Consider the following 22,631-nt stretch of genomic DNA (forward strand, 5'->3'; position numbering starts at 1 on the left):
CTCTTGTCGAAGCATCTGCTAATATCCGGGTGAAGTACCTTATAGTCAACCGATAGCCAATCAATATATCGAACGGATTTCTAGTGGCTGGCCCTTCCCGAGCAGTTGGTAGCTGGTGCCGTTTACAATACGAAGTATCCTGACCTGATAAGTGCCGGGTTTAAGCCTGCCGGAAAGAAACGACACTGCAAAGCCCACCTTGAATGGCCCGCGCCCCCGCAGAAAATCTTTCATCCCTCCTTTGTTGGGCGGTGCCGGAAACAGGTAGCTGCGGTGGTCGGCCGACTCGGCAACGAGGAAAATGCCCCGGTCTGTGCCATCGGTCAGGTGGTGGGTGATCTCTTTGTTGTCGAGTTCGATGTAGCAGGGACTATCGCCCAGAAACGAATTCTTGATAAAGTCGTCCTGAAAACTGCTGATCTGTAGTGAATCGGAGGAAGGCGTAGGTACCCAGGCCGTTGGGGGGGCAATGGTGTTTGGGAATCGGTAAATGCCCTGCTGATGCACGCTGGTGAGCAAACTGTCGGTGTACTGGCGCAGGTACGGAATAACCATCGTGGTGTTATTCGTATGGAAATTGAAGGCGTCGGCATACCGCTGCTGCGACCCACTCACAATTCGGGGTAAGCAGGCGTGAAAAGCTCCCACATTCATCACGATGGCCATAAACGAGGTGCCAATCGCCCAGACGACCCGCAGCCGGGCGCTGGTAATGCCAAGCACAAGCAGGTAAACCAAGCTCAGCATCAGGTGCGCATACAGCTTGTAGCGGTCGCGCAGAATTTCGTCGGGCAACCGGTGCATAGCCAATAGCAGGGCTGTTGCCAGCATGAATAAACCAAACGACAGCCATTCGGGTGTGATTGGCAGTTGACGCAACCGTTTTCCTACCTGACTATACCCGGTTTGCCACAGCAGCACAGCAAGCGCCATGGCTACGGTCAACAGCAGACCGGCCAGCATGGGTAAACTGGTGTTGGTTTCGTTGGTAAATGCGCCGCCCAGTGCCAGAAACAGGTTCGGAAGCCAACCCATTATAGGCGTTCGTTCGTGGGCCACCGACGAGAGGCCGATCATGACCCAGATCACAAGAGCCGTACTACCCAGCCATATCCACAACGACCTGTCGCGTCGGCCCTGACTGATGAGCAGGACCGCGCCGATCAGGAACGCCAGTATGCCGTTGCCGCTGGTCAGCGTAGCCGCAATGCCCAGGAGCAATGGCCAAATGAGTGGAACGCGGCGGTGCAACTGATGCAGCGTTTCCTGCACAAACCAGATCACCGTAAAATTTTGTAGGGCGGCCATTCCCCAAAACATGTTCTCGTGCGATTGCAGGCTGAACAGCCAGAACGGGATCGGCAGAAAATACCAGGTTGAGAGCCCCAGTTGCCTGAACCCCCGCCACAACTGCCAGCCAATGCCCAGCAGCGCCAGATTACCCAGCGCGATCATGACTTGGACGTTGAGTTGACCGGTCAGGTAATACGTACCCAGACAGACCAACCGGTCGTAAATGATGCGGTGGGTATTGTGCAGCGCCACCAGCTCGGTTAATCGCGTTGCCCACGACTGAGCTGGGTCATGCCAGCGGGCCACAAAAATAAGCAGCGCGTAATCGTCATTGAAAACGACGTTGGCGGCGTACCGGATCAAGACCCACAGCCAGATAAGTAGGGGGACAACGATCAGCGAGGCGGTAAGTGATCGAAGCCACGAGGGCGGGGTTGGTGAAGAAAGGCGCAACAGGACGTAGTGAATGTGATGGCACAAAGATATGGGTTTCACCTACTCGCTTCAGAAGGTATGTGCAAGACTGGTAATCAGGTTACCCAGAGGGATAAACGGCCTTGCTTGGCCCTGATATTGGCAGGCTGTCCGTTCAATCTGATTTTCAGCGAATCGGTTTGCTGGGGTGTTGGGTAACTACACAGCTCGATGACATGACTACGCACGATTATACGTCAATTTCCCACTGGCAGGACCACCCCGATGCTCTCTCGGAGGTGCTGCTATCGGTTGCCCGGCTGGCACCCGAAACCGACGAAGAGGGTCAGTTTCCCGAACAGGCCTTTCTGGAGTTGGGCAACGCGGGGTTGCTGGCGGTCTCGTTGCCCGATCAGCCGCTTGATGCGCTCGGTCCCAATACGCCTGCGTTGCTTAGCCTATTGAAACGGGTCGGAGCGGCCAACCTGGCCGTTGGCCGCGTGTATGAAGGGCATATCAACGCCTTGCAACTGGCCCGCATATACGGTACTACGCAACAGCAGGAGCGCTGGTATGGCGACGTGCTCCGTCGAAATGCGCTGTTCAGTGTGTGGAATACGCAGGCTGGTGACGGTGTCCGGATTCATGCGCTGGGTGATGGTCGCTACGAACTCGAAGGCAGCAAAACATTTTGCTCCGGCGCAGGCTGGATCGACCGGCCGCTGATTACCGGCGAATTGATAGTCGATGGGCAGGCGAGGGGATGGCAGATGTGCATTTTGCCTGCCACGGCTGTTGACGCAAGTACGATTGACGATCAGTTTTGGACACCGCTCGGAATGCGGGCGTCAGCTAGTTTCAAGATAGATTTTACCGGCGTTCTCCTTACCGACGACGATCTGCTGGGTAAGCCCGGCGATTATTTCCGGCAGCCTTATTTCAGTGGTGGGGCTATCCGGTTTGCTGCCGTGCAACTCGGCGGGGCCGAAGCCATGCTCGACGCGACGCGGGAGTTGTTACGGTCGATGGGGCGCACCGATGATCCGTTTCAGAAGACCCGCCTGGCCGAAATGACGATCCGCCTGGAATCGGGCAATTTGTGGCTGGCGCAAGCCGGTGCCAATACGGATACCTGGCATCGCCAACGCATGGCTAAGCCCGAACTGAGTGATGAACTGGCCCGGAAAACAGTTGCCTACGCCAACATGACCCGCACCGCCATTGAGGCAATCTGCCTGGATGTGATGCAACTGGCCGAACGGTCGGTAGGGGCGAGGGGGCTATTGCGGCCGCTGCCGTTCGAGCGTATTCACCGCGACCTGACCATGTATCTCCGACAACCTGCTCCCGATGCTACTCTGACCGATATTGGCCAGTACGTCAGTCAGCAAAATAGCCTTACCCATGATCTCTGGAACTAATCATCAGGCGGATAACGACGCTGGTCTGACCCTGCCGGGTACGTTGCCCCCGAGCCTGGCCAATGTGCTTCGTAACGGACCGGCCCCTATCGACGCCCGCTCGCTGGGTCGGACGGTGGTACTGGCCCCGCACCCCGACGATGAGTCGCTGGGGTGTGGTGGAACGCTGGCGTTGCTGCGCCGGGCTGGATTTCTGGTACATGTTGTATTTGTCAGCGACGGTACGCAGTCGCACCCCAATTCGGCAACGTACCCAGCTACCCGCCTGCGCGACCTTCGCGAAGCTGAAGCACTGGATGCCTTGCGTGAACTGGGCGTTTCAGACCGAGACGTAACCTTCATGCGCCTTCCCGACCGGCAGGTACCCGTCACGGATTCGGTTGGTTTTGCCGAAGCCGTTAATCGGCTTCGTGCCGTGCTAGAGGACGTGGAACCAACATCTATTCTGGTGCCGTTCGAACGCGATCCACATCCAGACCATCGGGCCACGTATCAGTTGATGCAGGGTGCATTGGCTCACTTGAAAGAACCACCACGCGTATTGGAATACCTGATTTGGTTGTGGGAACTAGGCCGCCCCGACGACATGCCCCGTACGAACGAGCGGTTGGCCGTGAGTGTAGATATCAGCTCAGTAGTGGCTGAGAAAAAGCGTGCCATTGCTGCCCACCGATCGCAGGTAACGCGGATGATTGACGATGATCCGTCGGCATTTTACCTGTCGCCCGAATTGTTACGCCATTTTGATACTCCTTACGAACTCTTCCTTGAAAAGCCATTATCCGCATGAGCGACGCTAAAGACACCCTGAAGCCCCAGTACTTCGACGACGTGTACGGGGCAAACGAAGACCCCTGGCAATTTACGACCAGCCCCTACGAACGGGATAAATACGCCGATACTGTCGCATCCCTTCCCCGGCAGATTTACGGCTCAGGCTTTGAAATTGGCTGCTCTATCGGGGTGCTGACAAAGCAGTTAGCCACCCGCTGCCACAGTTTGCTGTCGGTGGATGTGAGCGAAGTAGCTCTTCGGCAGGCTCGTCAACGCCTGGCGGGATCGCCGCATGTGCGCATCGAAAACCGAGTCATCCCCACCGATTTTCCCGACGAGCTGTTTGATCTGATTGTCGTGTCTGAAGTGGGGTATTACTGGTCGATGAATGATCTGCTGAAAGCGCAGCAACAGATGATCGATCACTTAGAGACCGGTGGCCATTTGCTACTGGTCCACTGGACACCCCTCGTACCTGATTATCCGCTAACGGGCGACCAGGTACACGACGCATTCATGGCGAAAACGGGTGATAATCAGCCGTTACGCCACCTGCACGGTCACCGCGAAGAAAACTACCGCCTCGATCTGTTCGAACGGGTGTAGGTAAAATAAACAGCTCTCTGTCTTGCGTCTTCTGTTGTGTTGTTTAGGTACGTTGCCCATAAGTAGCAGCGCAACAGAAGACGAAAAGGACCGATATCTATTCCTGCGTTCCTAGCCAGGTACGTAGTCCGGTAATGGCGTCTGTGATGGGAACGGTAGTCGGTTCGGTGGCGTAGAGAACGGTGTCGAACTGAGCATTGACCAACTCCCAGCACTGACCGAAATAAGCCGAGTTCGTCAGTTGAGACAATAGCCAATCGGTTGATACACCGAGCTGACGGGCCATAGGCCCCAAGCGAGCCATATTGCCGGGTTGGTGGCGCTGGTTCCAGATGTGGCGCAACTCGTGGCGAAGCCGAAACCGGGTGATTGACACCAATGGGTCTTCAACCTGTTGAGCGTAGCCAGCCTCGTTCTGGTTGGCCCACTGCTGTAACTGCCACGACAAACCAACCTCGACGCGCCCCTGTAAGCGGGCCGAGGTGTAAACGCGTACGGCAGGGCTTTTACGCACACGGGCATCAATGCGCTGCAACGCCTTCACCAGTGCATCATCCTCCAGGTACCGTACTACTGGTAAACGGCCTGCTTTCAGGTAGGCTTGACAAGTAACCGCCAGGCTAGCACCGAAATGCTGATAATGGCAGGGCCAGGGGTCATGCGGCCGCGGGTCGATGGCCGATTCGGCTTTGGCCAGTAAATGACGATAGGTTGTATCCCGAAGGTGGGGAAGGCGGGCCGGGCCAGGTTCCGGATTAGTGAGAATGCGCCCGCCAACAGCATCGGTACCGGCGTCGATCTCACGAAGAATATGGCTGATCCAGTACGGATCAACCAGGGTGTCGCCGTCGGTAGATGCAATGACGCCCTGCGGATGCCCTGACTCCTGAAGCCGGCGGCAGGCCTCGTCCATCAGGAGTCGACGCACCGTGCCGATATGGGCTGACTCGGTCGATAATGTGATATTAGCAACACACAAGGCAAAAGAGGGGTGTAGCTGTTGATATCGACGTACCTGATCATATGAGTTATCCGTGCAGTTGTTGACCAGTACCAGCACCTCGTACAGAGCCGGCGACAGTCGCTGATCGGTCAAGGTAAGCTGGTTGCGAAGTGCATCGAGCGTCTGCCAGATACCGTCGGCTTCATTGCGAACGGGCACCACAACCGATACCCGGCGCGAGGCAGTTGGCGGGCAGTCGGTGAAGAGAAATACAGGTGCTAATAACTCATCCGATAAAGTCGGTAGCGTGACAGTCATAATCAGAAAACGCCGGCTGGTTGAGTAAGCTGCCGAACAGTATAAACCGAACCGGGAGCCCTGGCGAATGTTACAAAATCTGACTGTAGGAGTTGGGATTGGGGCTAACGGGGTAAGGATTTAGCTTACGGCTGAGTAAGACCCCAGTTGCGTAAGCCAAATCCTTACCCCGATCCCCCCAAATCAGATACCCTAAGGTGTTGCGCGCATAGCGGCGAAATAACGGATCGAGTAGCTGAAAGTCACCATGAAATACCGCCGAAGAACAAGGCTCTGCGTGTCTTCAATGTACGTTTCGGTGGTGTTCCGGGTGATGCTCTGGTTCTGATTGAGCAGGTCATAACCCGTTATGCGCAACTCGCCCTGCTTCTGCTTGAACAGAAAGTGCCCCAAGCTCCCATTGAGAAGCGTAAACTGCTGGTTGTACCCCGCTGCCCGGCCGGTGTTGGCGATGTAATACACGTCGGTCGACAGGAACAGACGGTTGCCGAACCGGTGATAGGCTCGCAGGTTGGCCGTATTGGTGAAGTACCGGGTATTTTGCTGTGGCTGAATCGAGTATGTTGCCACCGAGTAAGTCACATTGCCCGACAGGTTCAGGTCGGTCTTTTCTTTAATGTTCGTGTTCAGGCTTAGCCCCTGGCCGATGTTCATATTGACCGACGCGTTTTGCAACCCGTTCACGAAACTGATGCCGCGCGAGCCATTCACGTTGCTGTTCCAGTTTAGGTTTACTTTCTGGTCACCCCAGTTTAGCGACTTGCCAAAACTGGTGAAGGCAAACAGCGAATAGTACCCATCTGTGTTGATTGGCTGGCTAACCTGCGCACCGGAAGGCGTAATGGTCGTTGCGTTCACGATGCGATTATAGGTGCTGGTCAGTCCCAGAGTGGCAATGAAGCTCTTGAACGTGTTCTGATCGAAATTCCGGTAGTTCAGGTTCAGCGTATGAGTGTACTCAGGCCGCAGGTTCGGGTTACCCGATCGGATATACAGTGGGTTGCTGTTGTCGATCACGGGCTGTAGCTGGGTTACCGAAGGCGCATTGACACGGGTTCGGTAATCGGCGGTGAAGGTCCGGTTCCGGGCAATCGTGTACTGGAAACGGGCGTTCGGCAGAATGTTCTGGAACATCTTGGCGATCGTTGTATCGCGCGAAAGGTTGTCGGACTGCAGGCTTGCATTCTGCATGTCGAAGCCCACGGTGTACTGGTATTTCACCCGGCGGTATTGATAGGACGTACCCAACCGGTTAGTCACAAACGTGTTGACGAAGTTGTTCGATAGCAACAGATTAATCCGGTCGTACTGACCCGTCTCCTGGTTGAAATCAGTCGTGCGACGGTCCGATTCGTTGTTCGACAGACTCAGGTTGTACCGGAACTCGATGGTTTTTGCCAGCGAAAGCGGTTCGGTGTATGACAGCGTCAGGTTATTCGTCAGTGCATTGGTCAACTGGCGGTTTTGCTGGTTAACGATCGTGGCGAAAACGCCTGTAGCACTGCCTGCTCCGGTTACTGTCCCACTGCCCGTTCCGGTTACGGTACTGCTGCCGGGGCCTGTGCTGACCGATCGGAAAAACTGGTTCTGCGACTGGTTCAGGCTGTTGGTTGTATTATCGTTTACAGACGTAATCAGGTTAACCGAGAACGTGCGACCCCGCCGCCGGAATTTGTGCATCCAAAGCAGCGTATTGCTACCCGAAATACTATTTCCATTGCTGTTGAACAGGCTCACACTGGTGTTTAATGGCTGATTCAGGCCGTCGACCGTGCGGGAGTTGCTGTTGGTATTGCTGTTGCTGAGCGTATAGGTAAAGTTGGGAATAACCCGAAGTGAGTTCAACGAATCCATGCGGTAGTTGAGCTGTACATTGAACCGGTGCGAATTGTTGATCGATCGGCTACCGTTGCTACGATCGGTGAAGTTCTGGGTACGTTCCGTGCCGCCGTTTGTGCTGGGCAGCGAAGTTTCGCGACGGCTCACCTGGTTATTCAACGCATCGGTCTGATTGAAAAAATAGCTGCTGCTCATTTCCAGTTTTGTGCCGAACGCGTCTGAGAAGTTCAGACCAGCTGCGCCCGCACGGGTGATGCCGGTTGGTCCGGCCAGTCCACCTGTTTGGCCACCGCCTCCGCCCCGGTTGTTGCCTCCGCCGCCAACGTTGCCACCACCACCAAGCCCTTCGCCGGTAAAACCTTGCTGGTTGATGTTGTTCAATTGCCCGATAGCCGAAAGTTGCTGCCCGTTGTTGAACCGGTTGACACTGATGCGTCCCTGATAGCGATCGTCTGTGCCAAAGCCAGCCGTTTCCTGACCGAACACGCCCCGCCGCCGGTCACGTTTAGTTACCAGGTTAATCGTCCGGTCGCGCTCTCCATCATCGACTCCCGAGAACTGCGATTGATCCGACTGCCGGTCAAATACTTCCACCTTGTCGATCATGTCGGCGGGCAGGTTACGGGTCGCCATTTTGGGGTCATTACCAAAAAACGGTTTGCCATCGACCAGAATCCGCCTTACGTCTTGACCCTGCGATTTTACGTTCCCGTCGCGGTCCACTTCCATGCCCGGTAATTTCTTGATCAGATCTTCGACCTGTGCGTTGGGTTGTGTTTTAAACGACGAGGCGTTGAAGGCAACCGTATCACCGCGTACACTGACCGGCGGGCGCTCCTGCACAATGACTACCTCGCCCAGGTTCTGGGCCTGTGGCTGAACCAGAATGGTACCTACTACCACTTCAGGTTTCTCGGGCGTTATGGTAACGCGGACTGTTTTTGTGCGGTAGCCCACAAATGAGACCAACAGTCGATACGTACCTGGCGCAATACCCGTCAGGGTAAAATCGCCTTCGCCGCCTGTCGACTGAAGCTGCACGAACGACGAATCGCGGGCGTTCAGCAGCGATACATTGGCCTCAAGCAGAGCTTTTTGCGACGTCGAGTCGATCACCAACCCCTTGATTACCCCAACTTTAGCGGTCGAGGCACGTTGAGCCATCAGGCTGGCAGGAATCAGGAAAAAGAAAAGCAGTAGATATTTGAGCATGGAGTGAATAACTGAAAGTTGAGAAGGAAAGCCGCTCGCGGGCAATGGGGTACTATACTTGTGCGGCCTTTATCTGCGCCCTGAAAAGACGAGACAAAGGCCGCTCACGTAAGCCTATGACAATTTGAATTAATTACGCATTTGCATCTGCATACCGCTCTGCTGCCGGAAGGTAGCCATAGCCTTGCGACGGATCTCGGCCAGTTCTTCTTTCGTAGCTGGCTTAGCCGACGAGCTTGGTTTCAGACTGGCTTCGTCAACGGTGCCGGCGCTTATTTTCGTCGCGCGATACAACAGGTCGTCGCTCTCAATGAGTAGCACTACTCCTTTGTCAGGCGTAAAGTTCGGGGCGGGTGAGAATGTAAAGGGTAACTCGGTGGTGAACCAGATGGTACAGGGCTGATCTTTCACCGTGCAGGTAGCCCGCTGGCAGGTATAGCCCAAAATTTTCTTTGTCTTGCTGGTCACTTCCCAATCGGCCGGGCGTGAAACGGGCTGTTCAGACTGGTAGTAGTCCTTGTGGGTCGAATCAATGGCCAGGGCTGTAATGGTGTACGCTTTGCCGGTTGCCAGATTGGTGTGCATCGTTTCTTCGATCGGGGGGCGCATATTCCGCATCCGCTCCATCCGCTGGCGCTGCTCGGCCGTTGGGCCCTGCTGACCTCCGCCGCCATCACCGCCACCACCACCTGGTCCACCGCCGCCCGGGCCGCCACCACCCCGGAAACCCATCTGCATCATGTTGCGGCGATCCATTGGCTCACGCATGGCCCACTGCCCGGCAAACCGGTAGCTTTCGGTGCCTTCCATTGTTTCAGGTACGTTGAACGTTTGCCCGTTTGGGAGCGTGCCACCTGGCCTAATCTCCTGACCATTAATGTTAATGCGCATGGCCGACGGGTCGATCCGGCGCATTGTTTCATACGCGATTGTGCCCGACGATGGGGCCGATGTCTGAGCTAGAGCCGCCTGGGTCAGCAGCGAACTCATGGCCAGTATCGAGATGTGATAGAGTTTCATAGTGTAAAGTAGCGCATTTAGAAAGAACGTTGCACGGTGCTGACGCAAAATGGCGGTCTTCTGCCGATGAGATGAGCGTATGTGTAGACAACCGGGGAATTGCGTAGCTTGGCAACCTACTAACCGTCTGCCCGTTTACTAATGTGCCCCTGTTTGTCGGGGCGTAATCACTGGTCAACAGCCCATGAATCGTCTGTCTCAAGCTTCCCAGCGTATTGTTTCGCTAGTGCCCTCCCAAACCGAACTGCTGTTCGATCTAGGCCTAACCCGGGAGGTGGTCGGCATAACCAAATTCTGCACTCACCCGGCCGATAAAGTCGCTGCCAGCACCCTCATTGGCGGCACCAAAAACGTGAACATCAATCGGATAGCGGCCCTAAAACCGACGCTGATTTTAGCCAATTATGAGGAAAATACAGAAGCCGATGTGCAGGCCCTGCGGCCAATTGCGCCCGTGCATGTTACGGATGTGAAAACCCTGTCCGACGCCCTAGTTATGATTCGTGAGGTGGGGGGGCTGGTGGGTCGGGCGGCTGCCGCCGACGCTATGGCCCGACAAATTGGTGCGTCTTTTGCTGCTAACCGACTGGTAGGCGAAAGCACTGGGCCATCAGTGGCGTACCTGATCTGGCGTAAGCCCTGGATGGTAGCCGCCCGTGACACGTTTATCGATGCCATGCTGGCCGAAGCAGGCTTTAGTAATGCCTTTTCCGATCCAAATTGGCCGAATGCGGAGTGGGTACGTTATCCGGTTGTTACTGAAGCCGATTTGCAACGGGCCAGGCCAAATTTGCTATTCCTGTCGTCGGAGCCGTATCCGTTCCGTGAAAAGCACATCGGCGAACTGGCGCAATACTGCCCTGATGCCGATATACAACTGGTCGACGGCGAACTGTTTAGCTGGTATGGAAGTCGGCTGTTGCATGCGGCTCGCTATTTCGCGAAGTTGCGCAGTAACCTGATCGGGTAAGATGAAGCGTTACAAAAAAATAGTACCCAATTTAACCTGTTGGCCTACCGGATTAATCAGTAGGCATTCGTAATTTTCACCCCATGATGAAAATAGCATTACCCGTACTTGTGTTCTCGGCCCTGTGGTTGGGGCAGGGGTGCCAGTCGAAAGCCGGTAAAGACCAGACGGCCACCGACAGTACAGTCACTACCACCTCAGAGTCGGCTCCCGTCGATTCCGCCACCACGTTACCTGCCGATACGTCGACAACCAAACCCGCCACGACCGACACCACGGCTGCCGCGGGTGCAGCCCTGTCGCCCCTTGATTCGTTGCGAACGATCGGCCCGAAAATCACGGGTGCGATCCTACCTGGCAAGCGTATTCTGGCGTTCTACGGCAACCCTCACTCAAAAAAGATGGGTATCCTGGGCGAATACCCGAAAGACGAAATGCTCCGCAAACTCGACCAGCAGGCTATACCCTGGGTTGAGCAGGATTCGGCCAAAACGCCTATCCAGAAAGCGCTGCACCTCGTCGCCATTTCAGCGCAGGGTTCGCCCGGTAAGAATGGCTATTATAGCATGCGGATGTCAGACAAGACGATTCGCAAAGTCATCCGTTGGTCCGCCGAGCACAATGCAATCTGCTTCCTCGATATTCAGGTTGGCCTGGCCCCGCTCGGTCCCGAAATGGAGTTCCTGAAACCTTACATTGAGCTACCCTACGTTCACCTCGGTATCGACCCCGAATTTTCGATGAAAACGGGTGCTCGTCCAGGGTCGAAAATCGGTACGTACGATGCCGCTGACGTTAATCAGGCTGTGCAGTTTCTGAGCCGTATCGTTAAAGACAAGAAGTTACCGCCCAAAATTTTGGTTGTGCACCGGTTTACGCGCCGTATGGTGACCAACTACAAAAATATCAAGCTCGACCCGAATGTACAGATCGTGATGCACATGGATGGTTGGGGACCGCCGTCACTCAAACGCGACACGTACCATGACTACATTCAGACGGAGCCCGTGCAGTACACCGGTTTCAAGTTGTTTTACAAGAACGACCTGAAAAAAGTAGATCTGCGTTCGAAGCATAAAGTGCCGCACCTGATGACCCCGTCGGAAGTGCTGTCACTGACGCCAAAACCGCTCTATATTCAATATCAATAAACCGTACAGCGAGTAACAACGAGCCGGTCTGGGTACGTAACAACTTCTTGTTACGTACCCAGACCGGCTCGTTTATATAGGTACGTACCCAGCTTAGGTGTACTATAGACGCGCATGTAGCCATTGGATAGTCAATCTAATTGTGAGGCCATCTGGTCAACCGTACACCCGATGATAACGGCTACCGCACTACTAATGGGTCAACATTGGGCAACCTGACCAACTGGCTGGTCAAGCGTCTGCTTCATTTCTACAGCAAGTAATAAGCAGTTCTTAAACTCTGCCTGTCGACATTATTTGGTAAGCCTGACGATGCATTGTGGAACATTTATTGCGGATTAAAATGGGGAACAGGCTAACGTATCAGGTATACACTACAGATTGATAGTCTGTATAATTAACTAATTTGTTTGTGTATCAATACTGAGTTTGTTTATCACTATTTTGGTAACTAGTTTGCCCACTTTCCAACCATTCAAAAACACAATAAGGTATCATGAAACACCGCTTTACTCGCTTACATCTAGTGCAGTGGCTTCTTTTAAGTTTACTGACTGTTGGTCTTATAACTCCCGGTTTTGCGCAGCGGGGAGTAGCAAAATGGTTGAACGAAGTACGTCCGGGGCATACGTTCGAAACCGAAACGCCATTTCTGGGTGGTACACCCTACCGACAGAACCAGCAGACACTGAGTGATGGTACGCTCTTGCGCCTCAACCAGGGAACACTGAATCGGCTGATAAACAGCCCCCGCCCAACTATGTTACTGGTGTTGCCGGTGGCAGGAGACACGCCCCTGAAACTTGAGCTGGCCCGCGTCGACGTCACCTCCGACGATTTTGCGCTGGGTACGTTAGGGGTAAACTCACAGCAGGATATCGATTATAAAGGTGGCGTACACTACCGGGGTATTGTGCAGGGCGACGAAAATTCAGCCGTGTCGATCAGCCTGTTCGACGGTGAACTGATGGGCATGATTGCCACCGCCAAAGGCAATTACGTACTGGGGAAACTCGGAGACAAATCCGATGACCATCTGCTGTATAACGACAAAGACTTAAAAGTGCCATCGGGCTTCAGCTGTAGTGCGCAGGATAAAGATGTTCCGAGCGGTGGTCGTCTTGGAAGTAGTGGGATCGCCTGTAAGACCGTGACGGTCTATTTTGAGTGCGATTACCAGTTGTACCTCGATAAGGGGTCGAACGTGACTAACGTAACCAATTATGTGACGGGCTTCTTCAACCAGGTTGCCACGCTGTATCAGAATGAGAACATAGACATTCAGATCTCGCAGATCAATGTGTATACCTCAGCTGATCCGTACGTTTCCTATACCACTACCAGTAATGTACTCAGTGCCTTCAGAACGCGTACTGGCACAAATTATAATGGAACATTGGCTCATTTCCTGTCGACTCGTAGCCTTGGCGGCGGTGTTGCCTACCTGGATGTGCTCTGCAATAAATCGTATGGCTTTGGGGTCAGCCAGATCTACAACAGCTATCAGGCGGTGCCAACTTATTCCTGGACAGTAGAGGTGGTGACCCATGAACTGGGCCATAATTTCGGATCGAACCACACGCAGTGGTGTGGCTGGACCGGTGGGGCACTCGACAATTGCTATACCACAGAGGGGGGGTGCCCGGCCGGGCCAGCTCCAACCAATGGCGGCACTATTATGAGCTACTGCCACCTGACTTCCACCGGAATTAATTTTGTAAACGGGTTTGGCTCTCAGCCTGGCAACGTGATCCGGCAGCGGCTGGTGAATGCCTCGTGCGTAGCGGCAACGGCAACGGGAGCTGGACCTACTGGTCTGACAACCAGCGGTATTGGTAGCGCATCGGCAATCGTGAATTGGGTGGCCGTGCCCAATGCTACTCAGTATTCAGTCGAGTATAAACTCAGCAGTAGTGCTACCTGGCTTAGTGCAGGTACGACAGCGGCAGCTACGCTGTCGATCAGCGGGCTATTGTCGGGGCAAACCTACGACTGGCATGTTAAAGCCGATTGTTCCGCTTTTTCAGCCACAGCTTCGTTCACTACTGAGGGGGCAGGTACGTGCAATGCACCGATCAATCTGGTCACAACTACGCTTGCTACCACATCGGCAACGCTGGCCTGGAGCGCCGTGACCGGTGCTAGCAGCTATACGGTTCAGTACAAAGCCTCGTCGGCCAGTGCCTGGACCACAATAGGCCCCATCATTAGTGCATCGCAGGCGCTTACGGGCTTACAGGCGGGAACTGCTTATCAATGGCAGGTAAAAGCCAACTGTTCGGGGTATTCGGCAATCGTGAACTTTACTACCAATGCGACTAACTGTGCCGCCCCTACTGGATTGACTACCAGCAATCTACTGGCTACGTCGGCCGGTCTTTCCTGGACCGCGATTCCGGGTGCGGCCAATTACACGGTACAGTATAAGCTGTCGTCGGCCAAAAAATGGACCACCAGCCCCGCAACTACCAGCGCTACTTATACACTGACGGGGCTTACACGGAGCAGTATCTACCAGTGGAAAGTAAAGGCCAACTGCTCGGCATATTCGGCCACAGTCCAGTTTGCCACGCCAGCCGCGCTGATTAACCAACTGGCTGATAGCGGAGAAATTAGTAAAAACAATGGGTTCCTGCTTTACCCGAACCCGGTTGGGCCGATTATGAATGCTCAGGTTACTAATGCAGAAGAAGTGGGCGGTGCAGCTACCTACAGTATATATGATGCAAAAGGCGTGCTCAAACTTACGCAGCGTATGAACCGGGTAAGCGAGCAGATCGACGTATCGGCCTTACCAACGGGTCTATACATCATTCGTATGGTTGGTAAGTCAGGCCGGACAATTAGTCGTCAGTTTATTAAGCAGTAAACTAGTCTGGTACGCAACAAAAAGGCCCAAACCACATGGTTTGGACCTTTTTGTTGCGTACCAGACTAGTTTACGGAGTTAGCCAGATCAATTTTTGGCTGCCTCACGTCTACGACCGGTCTGCTGGGGTACTTGCGGTAAGCTATATCGTATAAATCACGTTGCCATTTATCACAAAAAGTTGTCTGTGGGCCGTGTAGGCCGTAGATTGTGCTGCTTTTTGGTGTGTTTGCCCAATAAATCAATACAATCCGTTCTATATGAATAGAAGAAACTTCATCAACCTATCTGGACTGGGCGTGGGGGGCTTACTAGTCGGTAGCATACCCGTTTACGGGAGCACCGTATCGGTTGAGCAACTGCTGGAACCCGGAGTGGATGTGGCCACAAAAAAACGGCTGGCCGACATTGCGCTGAACGCGGCCAAAAGCCGGGGGGCGTCGTATACCGACGTTCGGATTGGCCGCTACCTGCAACAGTACGTGTTTACCCGTGAGAAGCAGGTGCAGAACATCAGCAACGCCGAATCGTTCGGGGTAGGTATTCGGGTCATTGCCAATGGGACCTGGGGCTTTTCGGCTACCAGCGACGTAACGCCCGAAGGCATTGCCAAATGTGCCGAGACGGCCGTAGCTATTGCCAAAGCCAACTCGAAAATTCAGACTGAGCCGGTGGTGCTGGCCCCGCAAAAAGGCGTTGGCGAGGTGTCGTGGAAAACACCCATCAAGAAAAATGCATTCGCCATTCCGGTTAAAGAGAAAATTGATTTGTTGCTGCGGACTAACAATGCGGCGCTGGAGAACGGGGCGGGTTTTGTGACCTCAAACCTGTTCATGATCAACGAACAGAAGTACTTTGCGTCGACAGATGGGTCGTACATCGATCAGGACGTACACCGCATCTGGCCTACGTTTACCGTAACGGCAGTTGATCGGGCGGCTGGTAAATTTAAAACCCGCGACGCCCTGAGTTCACCAATGGGGATGGGCTACGAATACCTGGACGGATTGGCGTCGGAGAAGATACCTGGTCCCAACGGACTGGTTGGTTACCGCAACTCGTACGACATTGTTGAAGATGCCACCCTGGCGGCGAAGCAGGCGAAGCAGAAAATGACCGCCAAGACGGTTGCGGCTGGTAAATATGACTTGGTGCTCGACCCGAACCACCTCGGCCTGACGATCCATGAATCGGTTGGTCACCCGACCGAGTTGGACCGGGTACTAGGCTATGAAGCCAACTACGCAGGTACGTCGTTTGCCACACTCGACAAATGGAAAACGAAGTCGTTCAAGTACGGTAGCGATCTGGTTAACATCGTGGCCGATAAAAAGCAACCCAACTCCCTGGGCATGGTTGGCTACGACGACGAGGGCGTACCCGCAAAAGAATGGAACCTGATCAAGAACGGAGTGCTGGTAAATTATCAGGCCATCCGCGATCAGGTGTCTATCCTGGGCGAGAAAGAGTCGAATGGCTGCTGCTATGCCGACAACTGGGATTCAGTGCAGTTCCAGCGGATGCCCAACGTATCGCTGCAGCCCAGTACCGAGAAGCGTTCGGTCATTGATATGATCAAGGGTGTTGAAAAAGGCATTTATATCATTGGTCGCGGGTCATATTCGATCGATCAGCAGCGGTACAACTTCCAGTTTGGCGGTCAGCTCTTCTACGAAATAAAGAATGGCGAAGTGGTCGGTATGCTCGACGATGTGGCGTATCAGGCCAACACGCAGGAGTTTTGGAACTCGTGCGTACAGCTTTGCGATAAAGACGATTACCGCCTGTTCGGGTCGTTCTTCGATGGGAAAGGCCAGCCTTCGCAGGTAAGCGCCGTTTCACACGGAAGTCCTACTACCCGCTTCAACGGTGTCAACGTGATCAATACCGGACGGAAAATCTAAACAGTATGCCATAGAGCTACCCGGAGATGCACAGAGCTACGCAGAGATCTAAAAAAATCGTTGTGTAGGTCGGCTACCTCCAGGTAACCCGTGGCCCAATTTCTATCAACATGGCTATTTTAAGCAAAGAGGAAGCAAAAAAGATAATCGACAAGGTGTTGAGTTACGCCAAGGCGGACGAAACAGCCGTTAGTGTGTCGGGTGGGCGCACAGGTAACATCCGGTATGCGCGCAACTCGGTGTCGACGAGTGGCGAAAGCAATAACCTGGCACTGGCGGTAACATCGGTCTATGGCAAGCGGTCTGGTACGGCAACCATCAATGAGTTTGATGATGCTTCGCTGGAAAAAACCGTTCGTCGGGCTGAGGAGATTGCCCAACTGGCTCCCGAAAATCCGGAATACATGCCGATGCTGGGGCCACAGACGTACCTGACGACGAATCCCTATTCGGAAAACACCGCTAAAATTGATCCTGAATATAGGGCTAAGGCGGCGTTCGACAGTCTTGATCCCTGCCGGAAGAAGAACCTGACGGCCGCTGGCTATCTGGAGGATTCGACCGGATTTTCAGCGATTGGAAACAGCAAAGGGCTGTTTGCATACAACAAAGGTACCTCGGTCGATTTTACGATTACGGTCCGCACGGCCGATGGGCTGGGCTCTGGTTACGCCATCCGCGATGTGACTGACGTATCGAAGCTCAGCACGAAAGAGGCTACCGAGATTGCCATGCAGAAAGCCCTGGCGTCGGTGAGCGCCAAGGCGCTGGAGCCCGGTAAATACACGGTTATTCTGGAGCCTGCCGCTTCGGTTGATCTGCTGCAAAACATGATGGGTAGTATGGACGCCCGGAATGCCGACGAAGGACGCAGTTTCCTCAGCAAGAAGGGGGGCGGCACTCGGCTGGGCGAAAAGCTATTCGATGAGCGCGTAACGATTTATTCGGACCCGACAAACCCTGAAATTCCAACGTCGGCCTTTGGCGGTGGCGGCGGTGGTCGTGGGGGCGGAGGTGCCGACGGCCGTCCGCAGGAGAAAGTAACCTGGGTCGACAAGGGTGTTGTGAAGAATATGTACTACTCACGCTATTGGGCCGACAAAAAAGGCGTGAAGGCGATTCCACCGCCGGGTGCGTTTATCATGGCTGGCGGCTCCCAGTCGCTACTGGATTTGATCAAGAGTACGGAGAAAGGGATTTTGGTGACGCGCCTGTGGTACATCCGGGCCGTTGACCCCCAAACGTTGCTCTACACCGGCCTTACCCGCGACGGGACGTTCTACATCGAGAATGGTCAGATCAAATTCCCGGTGAAGAACTTCCGCTTCAACGAAAGTCCGGTCATCATGCTGAATAACCTGGAAGCGATGGGTAAGCCCGTACGCATCAGCGGTAACCTAGTGCCGCCGCTGAAAATCCGTGACTTCACGTTTAGTAGTTTGTCAGACGCGGTATAGTTGCTGACGCGAATGCAGAGACCGGTCCGCCGGTGCGGCAAAATAGTGCGTCTCTACGCCGGTTCAAACGCATAGTTGATGTCTATGCCGCTGGGTGGATGTCCTATCAGAACCGTTCTCAACTTACACTGTCAACTATCAAACCAATGAACCGCCGCGATTTTAACCAATTATTCGGCATGGGTGCCGCTGGCATATTGATGCCTACCGTCCCTGCCTTTGCTCATTCTGTTTCGCCCGAAGCGCTGCTTGAACCAGGCATCGATGTGGCGATGAAAAAACGCCTGGCCGATGCCGGTCTAAACGCCGCCAAAGCGATGGGCGCCACCTACTCGGATGTCCGTATTGGCCGGTATCTGAACCAGTCGGTGCTCACGCGTGAGAATCGGGTGCAGGGTATCATCAACACCGTATCCTACGGGGTGGGTATTCGGGTGATTGTCAACGGGTGCTGGGGCTTTGCGGCTGTAGCCAATCCGAAAGACGAAGCCACCGTTGCCAAGTGCGCCGCCACGGCCGTATCCATTGCCAAAGCCAACGCACGCCTGCTGACCGAGCCCGTTCAACTGGCTCCGCAGAAAGGCTACGGCGAAGTAAGCTGGAAGGCGCCGATCAAGCGAAATGCGTTTGAAGTGCCCATTAAAGAGAAAGTGGACCTGCTGTTGACAGCCAATGCCGCAGCGATGAAAAACGGGGCCAACTTCGTGAACTCGGTGCTGTTCATGGTCAATGAGCAGAAGTACATTGCTACCAGCGATGGCACCTATGCCGATCAGGACATTCACCGGATTGGGCCGAGCTTCAACGTAACGGCCGTTGATACGCAGAGCGGTAAGTTCTCGACCCGTAACTCGCTGAGCTCACCCATGGGCATGGGCTACGATTACATGCAGACCAACCCGAGCGATAAAGTCGGCGGCGTGACAACCCGGTACAAAATGGGGTACGACATGCTGGAAGACATCACCCTGGCGGCTAAACAGGCTAAGGAAAAATTAACCGCCAAGTCAGTCGAAGCCGGTAAGTACGATCTGGTACTCGACCCCAGTCACCTCTGGCTGACCATCCACGAGTCGGTAGGTCACCCGCTGGAGCTGGACCGCGTGCTGGGCTACGAGGCCAACTACGCAGGTACGTCCTTTGCTACGCTGGAGAAACTCCAGTCGAAGAATTTCGCCTATGGTAGCAAGGAGGTAACGTTGATAGCCGACAAACGGCAGGAGGGTTCACTGGGTGCCGTTGGGTATGACGACGAAGGTGTGGGCACCAAGCAATGGGATTTGGTGAAAGATGGTATTCTGGTAAACTACCAGGCCATTCGCGACCAGGCACACATCATTGGCGAGAAAGAGTCGCATGGCTGTTGCTACGCCGACAACTGGAGTTCGGTACAGTTTCAGCGCATGCCCAACGTATCGCTGGCGGCCGGAAAAACGCCGCTGTCGGTCGAAAACATGATCAAAGACGTCAAGAAGGGCATTTATATTATTGGCGATGGGTCGTTCTCGATCGATCAGCAGCGGTATAACTTCCAGTTTGGTGGCCAGCTCTTCTATGAAATCAAGAACGGGGAAATCGTCGGTATGCTCAAAGACGTAGCGTATCAGGCTAATACCCGCGAATTCTGGAACTCCTGCTCGGCCGTTTGCGATCAGAGCGATTACCGCCTGGGTGGTGCCTTCAACGACGGTAAGGGTCAGCCTTCACAGTCGAGTGCGGTGTCACACGGCAGCGCTACGGCCCGCTTCAATGGAGTGAACGTGATCAACACAGCGAGGAAGATTTAAACGAGTAGACTGTTTTCCGTTTACTGCCGCGTTGGCAATGCACAATACCGTGAATGAGCCGCTCGCTGGTAAACGGGAAACAGTCCACTCACTTTTATGGAATCACTGTTTGATTTTGATTCGCCACAGGGTGGTTCTGCTGCTGTATCATCGCTCGTTGGACAGGCTGCAACGGCTATTGAGACGATGAGCGACCAGGAGCTAAATGCCCTGGCCGACGAGGTGTACCGTCAGGTACGTACGCAGGCGTTCAGTCAGGGGCTTCCCGTACTGGTCGTCGTTAATGGGCAGATTGTCAGTGAGTTTTCGGATGGTCGCCTGGAGCCGCTACCCTCATGAAACCGTTCTTCTACCTGCTGGCGGGAGCCAATGGCGTAGGTAAGTCAGCCATCGCCTCGTTGTACCTGCCAAACGGGCTGGAGCTCGTCAGTGCCGACGATATTGCCGGTCAATTGCAACGGGAACAGACCCATTTGGAGGTAGCCCTGCAACTGGCGCATGATGAAGCACAGCAACGCGTTCAACGCCACCTGCGTCGCCGAACGTCCTTTGCCGTTGAAACAACCCTGCACGATATAGAAACCTGGCAGTACTACCTGGCCATCCAACAGGCCGGTTATGAATTCAGGCTACTGTTTCTGGCTGTCGATGAACTGAGTCTGCTCTATCAACGTGTCCGTAATCGACAGGCGCAGGGTGGCCAATTCGTCAACGAAGAAACAATCCGGAGGAAGTACGTGGCCGGACTATCGGTACTGGCTCACTTCTTCGACGAACCCGACTCGGTCACGCTGCTCGATATGGCCAACCGGCCAGCGCTTAGCTACCAGCGGGTCAGCGGTCAGGTACGTAATCAGGCATCGGCCCTGCCCGGTTGGATTACCACAAATTTATCCAGACACGTTGGTGCAGCTTCGGCTGATGCAACGCCAGGTGTCACCCGATCATCTTTCGACAGGGGAAGTGCGTAATCTGAATACGTATCCACCCTTTTATCTGAAAACCAATGAACCGCCGAGAATTTAATCAGTTGCTGGGTCTGAGTGCCGCAGGTATTCTGTTGCCCAACGTTTCTTCCTTCGGTCGACAAGTCGACCCGGCTGTCTTGCTTGAAAGCGGCCTCGATGTGGCCGTGAAGAAACGCCTCGCCGATGCCGCTCTGAACGCCGCCAAAGCGAAAGGAGCCTCCTACACCGACGTCCGCATTGGCCGCTACCTGCGCCAGTTCGTTGTTACGCGGGAAGATAAAGTGCAGAACATCGTCAACACCGAAAGTTACGGTGTAGGCGTTCGCGTTATCGCTAACGGTTGCTGGGGTTTCTCGGCGCTGGTCGATGCCCGCAACGAAGCCGATGTGGCCCGGGCGGCTGAAGAGGCCGTGGCTATTGCCAAAGCCAATTCGCGCCTGATGAAAAAACCGGTTGAGCTGGCTCCGCAGAAGGGCTATGGCGAAGTAAGCTGGAAGGCGCCGATCAAGAAAAACGCGTTTGAGGTGCCCATTCAGGAGAAAGTAGATCTGCTGCTGGGCGTAAACGCGGCAGCCATGAAGAACGGGGCGAACTACGTAAACTCAGTGCTGTTCATGGTCAACGAGCAGAAGTACTTCGCCTCGAGCGATGGCACCTACGCCGATCAGGATGTGCACCGCATCTGGCCTATTTTCAACGTGACGTGTATCGACCCAAAATCGGGTAAGTTCGAAACGCGCAACGCGCTGAGCTCACCTATGGGCATGGGCTATGAGTACCTGCAGGTGAACCCATCAGACAAGGTTGCCGGCATCACCACCCGCTACAGCAAGGGCTACGACATGCTCGAAGATGTAACGGCCGCCGCTCAGCAGGCCAAGCAAAAACTATCGGCCAAGTCGGTAGAAGCAGGTAAGTATGACCTGGTGCTCGACCCCAGTCACCTCTGGCTGACCATCCATGAATCGGTAGGTCACCCGCTGGAGCTGGACCGCGTGCTGGGCTATGAAGCTAATTTCGCAGGTACGTCCTTTGCTACGCTCGATAAATGGCAATCGAAGAATTTTCAGTATGGCAGTAAGCTGGTCAATTTCTTTGCCGACAAGCAGCAGGATGGGTCACTCGGTGCCGTGGGCTACGATGACGAGGGCGTGAAAACCAAGCGCTGGGATCTGGTGAAAGATGGGGTGCTGGTAAACTACCAGGCCATCCGTGACCAGGCCGCGATCATCGGCGAGAAAGAATCGCACGGCTGTTGCTACGCCGACTCGTGGGGTACGGTGCAGTTTCAGCGGATGCCCAACGTATCGCTGGCCGCGGGGAAAACGCCACTGTCGGTACAGGACATGATCAAGGATGTGAAAAAAGGCATCTACATCGTAGGCGATGGGTCGTTCTCAATCGATCAGCAGCGGTACAATTTCCAGTTTGGTGGCCAGTTGTATTACGAAATCAAGGATGGGCAGATTGCCGGTATGCTGAAAGACGTGGCGTACCAATCGAACACCCAGGAGTTCTGGAACTCGTGCGCCGCCATCTGCGATGACCGCGACTATCGCCTCGGTGGTTCGTTCTTCGATGGCAAAGGGCAACCCTCACAGGTAAGTGCTGTCTCGCACGGATCGAGTACCACCCGGTTCAATGGCGTCAATGTGATCAATACAGCCCGTAAAATTTAGTGTCAA

General features: G+C 54.4%; 16 protein-coding genes. 12 read left to right on the top strand and 4 right to left on the bottom strand.

What is annotated here, in order from left to right; all coding sequences use genetic code 11:
- Positions 1-60: 60 nt before the first annotated feature.
- Positions 61-1,746, bottom strand: coding sequence for a hypothetical protein (locus tag F7231_RS22750; protein ID WP_166693674.1), 1,686 nt, complete (start codon positions 1,744-1,746; stop codon positions 61-63).
- Between the two features lie 197 nt (positions 1,747-1,943).
- Between F7231_RS22750 and F7231_RS22755 the strand changes: the two genes are divergently transcribed.
- Genes F7231_RS22755 through F7231_RS22765 form a run of 3 tightly spaced genes read left to right on the top strand, consistent with a single transcriptional unit; the run spans position 1,944 to position 4,508 of the window.
- Positions 1,944-3,128: an acyl-CoA dehydrogenase family protein gene (locus F7231_RS22755; protein WP_166693675.1), complete on the top strand. Its 1,185-nt coding sequence runs from the start codon at positions 1,944-1,946 to the stop codon at positions 3,126-3,128.
- On the top strand, positions 3,112-3,918 hold the full coding sequence (locus F7231_RS22760; RefSeq protein WP_085412527.1) for a PIG-L deacetylase family protein: 807 nt from the start codon (positions 3,112-3,114) through the stop codon (positions 3,916-3,918). The genes F7231_RS22755 and F7231_RS22760 overlap by 17 nt, the downstream gene beginning before the upstream one ends.
- Complete coding sequence (locus tag F7231_RS22765; protein ID WP_166693676.1) at positions 3,915-4,508, top strand: class I SAM-dependent DNA methyltransferase; 594 nt, start codon at positions 3,915-3,917, stop codon at positions 4,506-4,508. The genes F7231_RS22760 and F7231_RS22765 overlap by 4 nt, the downstream gene beginning before the upstream one ends.
- Positions 4,509-4,605: 97 nt before the next feature.
- Here the strand turns inward: F7231_RS22765 and F7231_RS22770 are convergent, their stop codons facing one another.
- The 3 genes from F7231_RS22770 to F7231_RS22780 all read right to left on the bottom strand — a co-directional run bounded on the left by F7231_RS22770 (position 4,606) and on the right by F7231_RS22780 (position 9,840).
- On the bottom strand, positions 4,606-5,769 hold the full coding sequence (locus tag F7231_RS22770; protein ID WP_166693677.1) for a glycosyltransferase family 2 protein: 1,164 nt from the start codon (positions 5,767-5,769) through the stop codon (positions 4,606-4,608).
- Between the two features lie 192 nt (positions 5,770-5,961).
- Entirely contained in the window at positions 5,962-8,820 is a 2,859-nt protein-coding gene (locus F7231_RS22775; RefSeq protein ID WP_166693678.1) for a TonB-dependent receptor, read from the bottom strand.
- 129 nt (positions 8,821-8,949) lie between these two features.
- On the bottom strand, positions 8,950-9,840 hold the full coding sequence (locus F7231_RS22780; RefSeq protein WP_085412531.1) for a GLPGLI family protein: 891 nt from the start codon (positions 9,838-9,840) through the stop codon (positions 8,950-8,952).
- Positions 9,841-10,024: 184 nt separating this feature from the next.
- Here F7231_RS22780 and F7231_RS22785 point away from each other — a divergent pair, with 184 nt between their 5' ends.
- From F7231_RS22785 to F7231_RS22825, 9 genes are all read left to right on the top strand, one after another.
- A complete protein-coding gene (locus tag F7231_RS22785) occupies positions 10,025-10,810 on the top strand; it encodes a helical backbone metal receptor (RefSeq protein ID WP_166693679.1) in 786 nt (261 codons plus the stop codon).
- 83 nt (positions 10,811-10,893) lie between these two features.
- Positions 10,894-11,961 carry a hypothetical protein gene (locus F7231_RS22790; protein ID WP_229370262.1) on the top strand — a complete coding sequence of 356 codons (1,068 nt, stop codon included), beginning with the start codon at positions 10,894-10,896 and terminating at the stop codon, positions 11,959-11,961.
- A gap of 496 nt (positions 11,962-12,457) precedes the next feature.
- Positions 12,458-14,830 (top strand): M12 family metallo-peptidase, encoded by a 2,373-nt coding sequence (locus tag F7231_RS22795; protein WP_166693680.1) that lies wholly within the window; start codon positions 12,458-12,460, stop codon positions 14,828-14,830.
- A gap of 260 nt (positions 14,831-15,090) precedes the next feature.
- Positions 15,091-16,734 (top strand): TldD/PmbA family protein, encoded by a 1,644-nt coding sequence (locus F7231_RS22800; protein WP_085412534.1) that lies wholly within the window; start codon positions 15,091-15,093, stop codon positions 16,732-16,734.
- Between the two features lie 110 nt (positions 16,735-16,844).
- Positions 16,845-18,191, top strand: coding sequence for a TldD/PmbA family protein (locus tag F7231_RS22805; RefSeq protein WP_085412535.1), 1,347 nt, complete (start codon positions 16,845-16,847; stop codon positions 18,189-18,191).
- A gap of 146 nt (positions 18,192-18,337) precedes the next feature.
- Entirely contained in the window at positions 18,338-19,978 is a 1,641-nt protein-coding gene (locus tag F7231_RS22810; protein ID WP_085412536.1) for a TldD/PmbA family protein, read from the top strand.
- A 96-nt stretch (positions 19,979-20,074) separates the two neighbouring features.
- Positions 20,075-20,317 carry a M20 family metallopeptidase gene (locus F7231_RS22815; RefSeq protein ID WP_166693681.1) on the top strand — a complete coding sequence of 81 codons (243 nt, stop codon included), beginning with the start codon at positions 20,075-20,077 and terminating at the stop codon, positions 20,315-20,317.
- Entirely contained in the window at positions 20,314-20,949 is a 636-nt protein-coding gene (locus tag F7231_RS22820; RefSeq protein ID WP_166693682.1) for an ATPase, read from the top strand. Before F7231_RS22815 ends, F7231_RS22820 begins: the two co-directional genes overlap by 4 nt.
- A gap of 35 nt (positions 20,950-20,984) precedes the next feature.
- Positions 20,985-22,625, top strand: a complete 1,641-nt coding sequence (locus F7231_RS22825) for a TldD/PmbA family protein (RefSeq protein WP_166693683.1) — start codon at positions 20,985-20,987, stop codon at positions 22,623-22,625.
- The last annotated feature ends 6 nt before the right edge of the window (positions 22,626-22,631 follow it).

This window comes from Fibrivirga algicola, assembly GCF_011742925.1.
In the GTDB taxonomy this organism is placed as follows: Bacteria; Bacteroidota; Bacteroidia; order Cytophagales; family Spirosomataceae; genus Fibrella; species Fibrella algicola.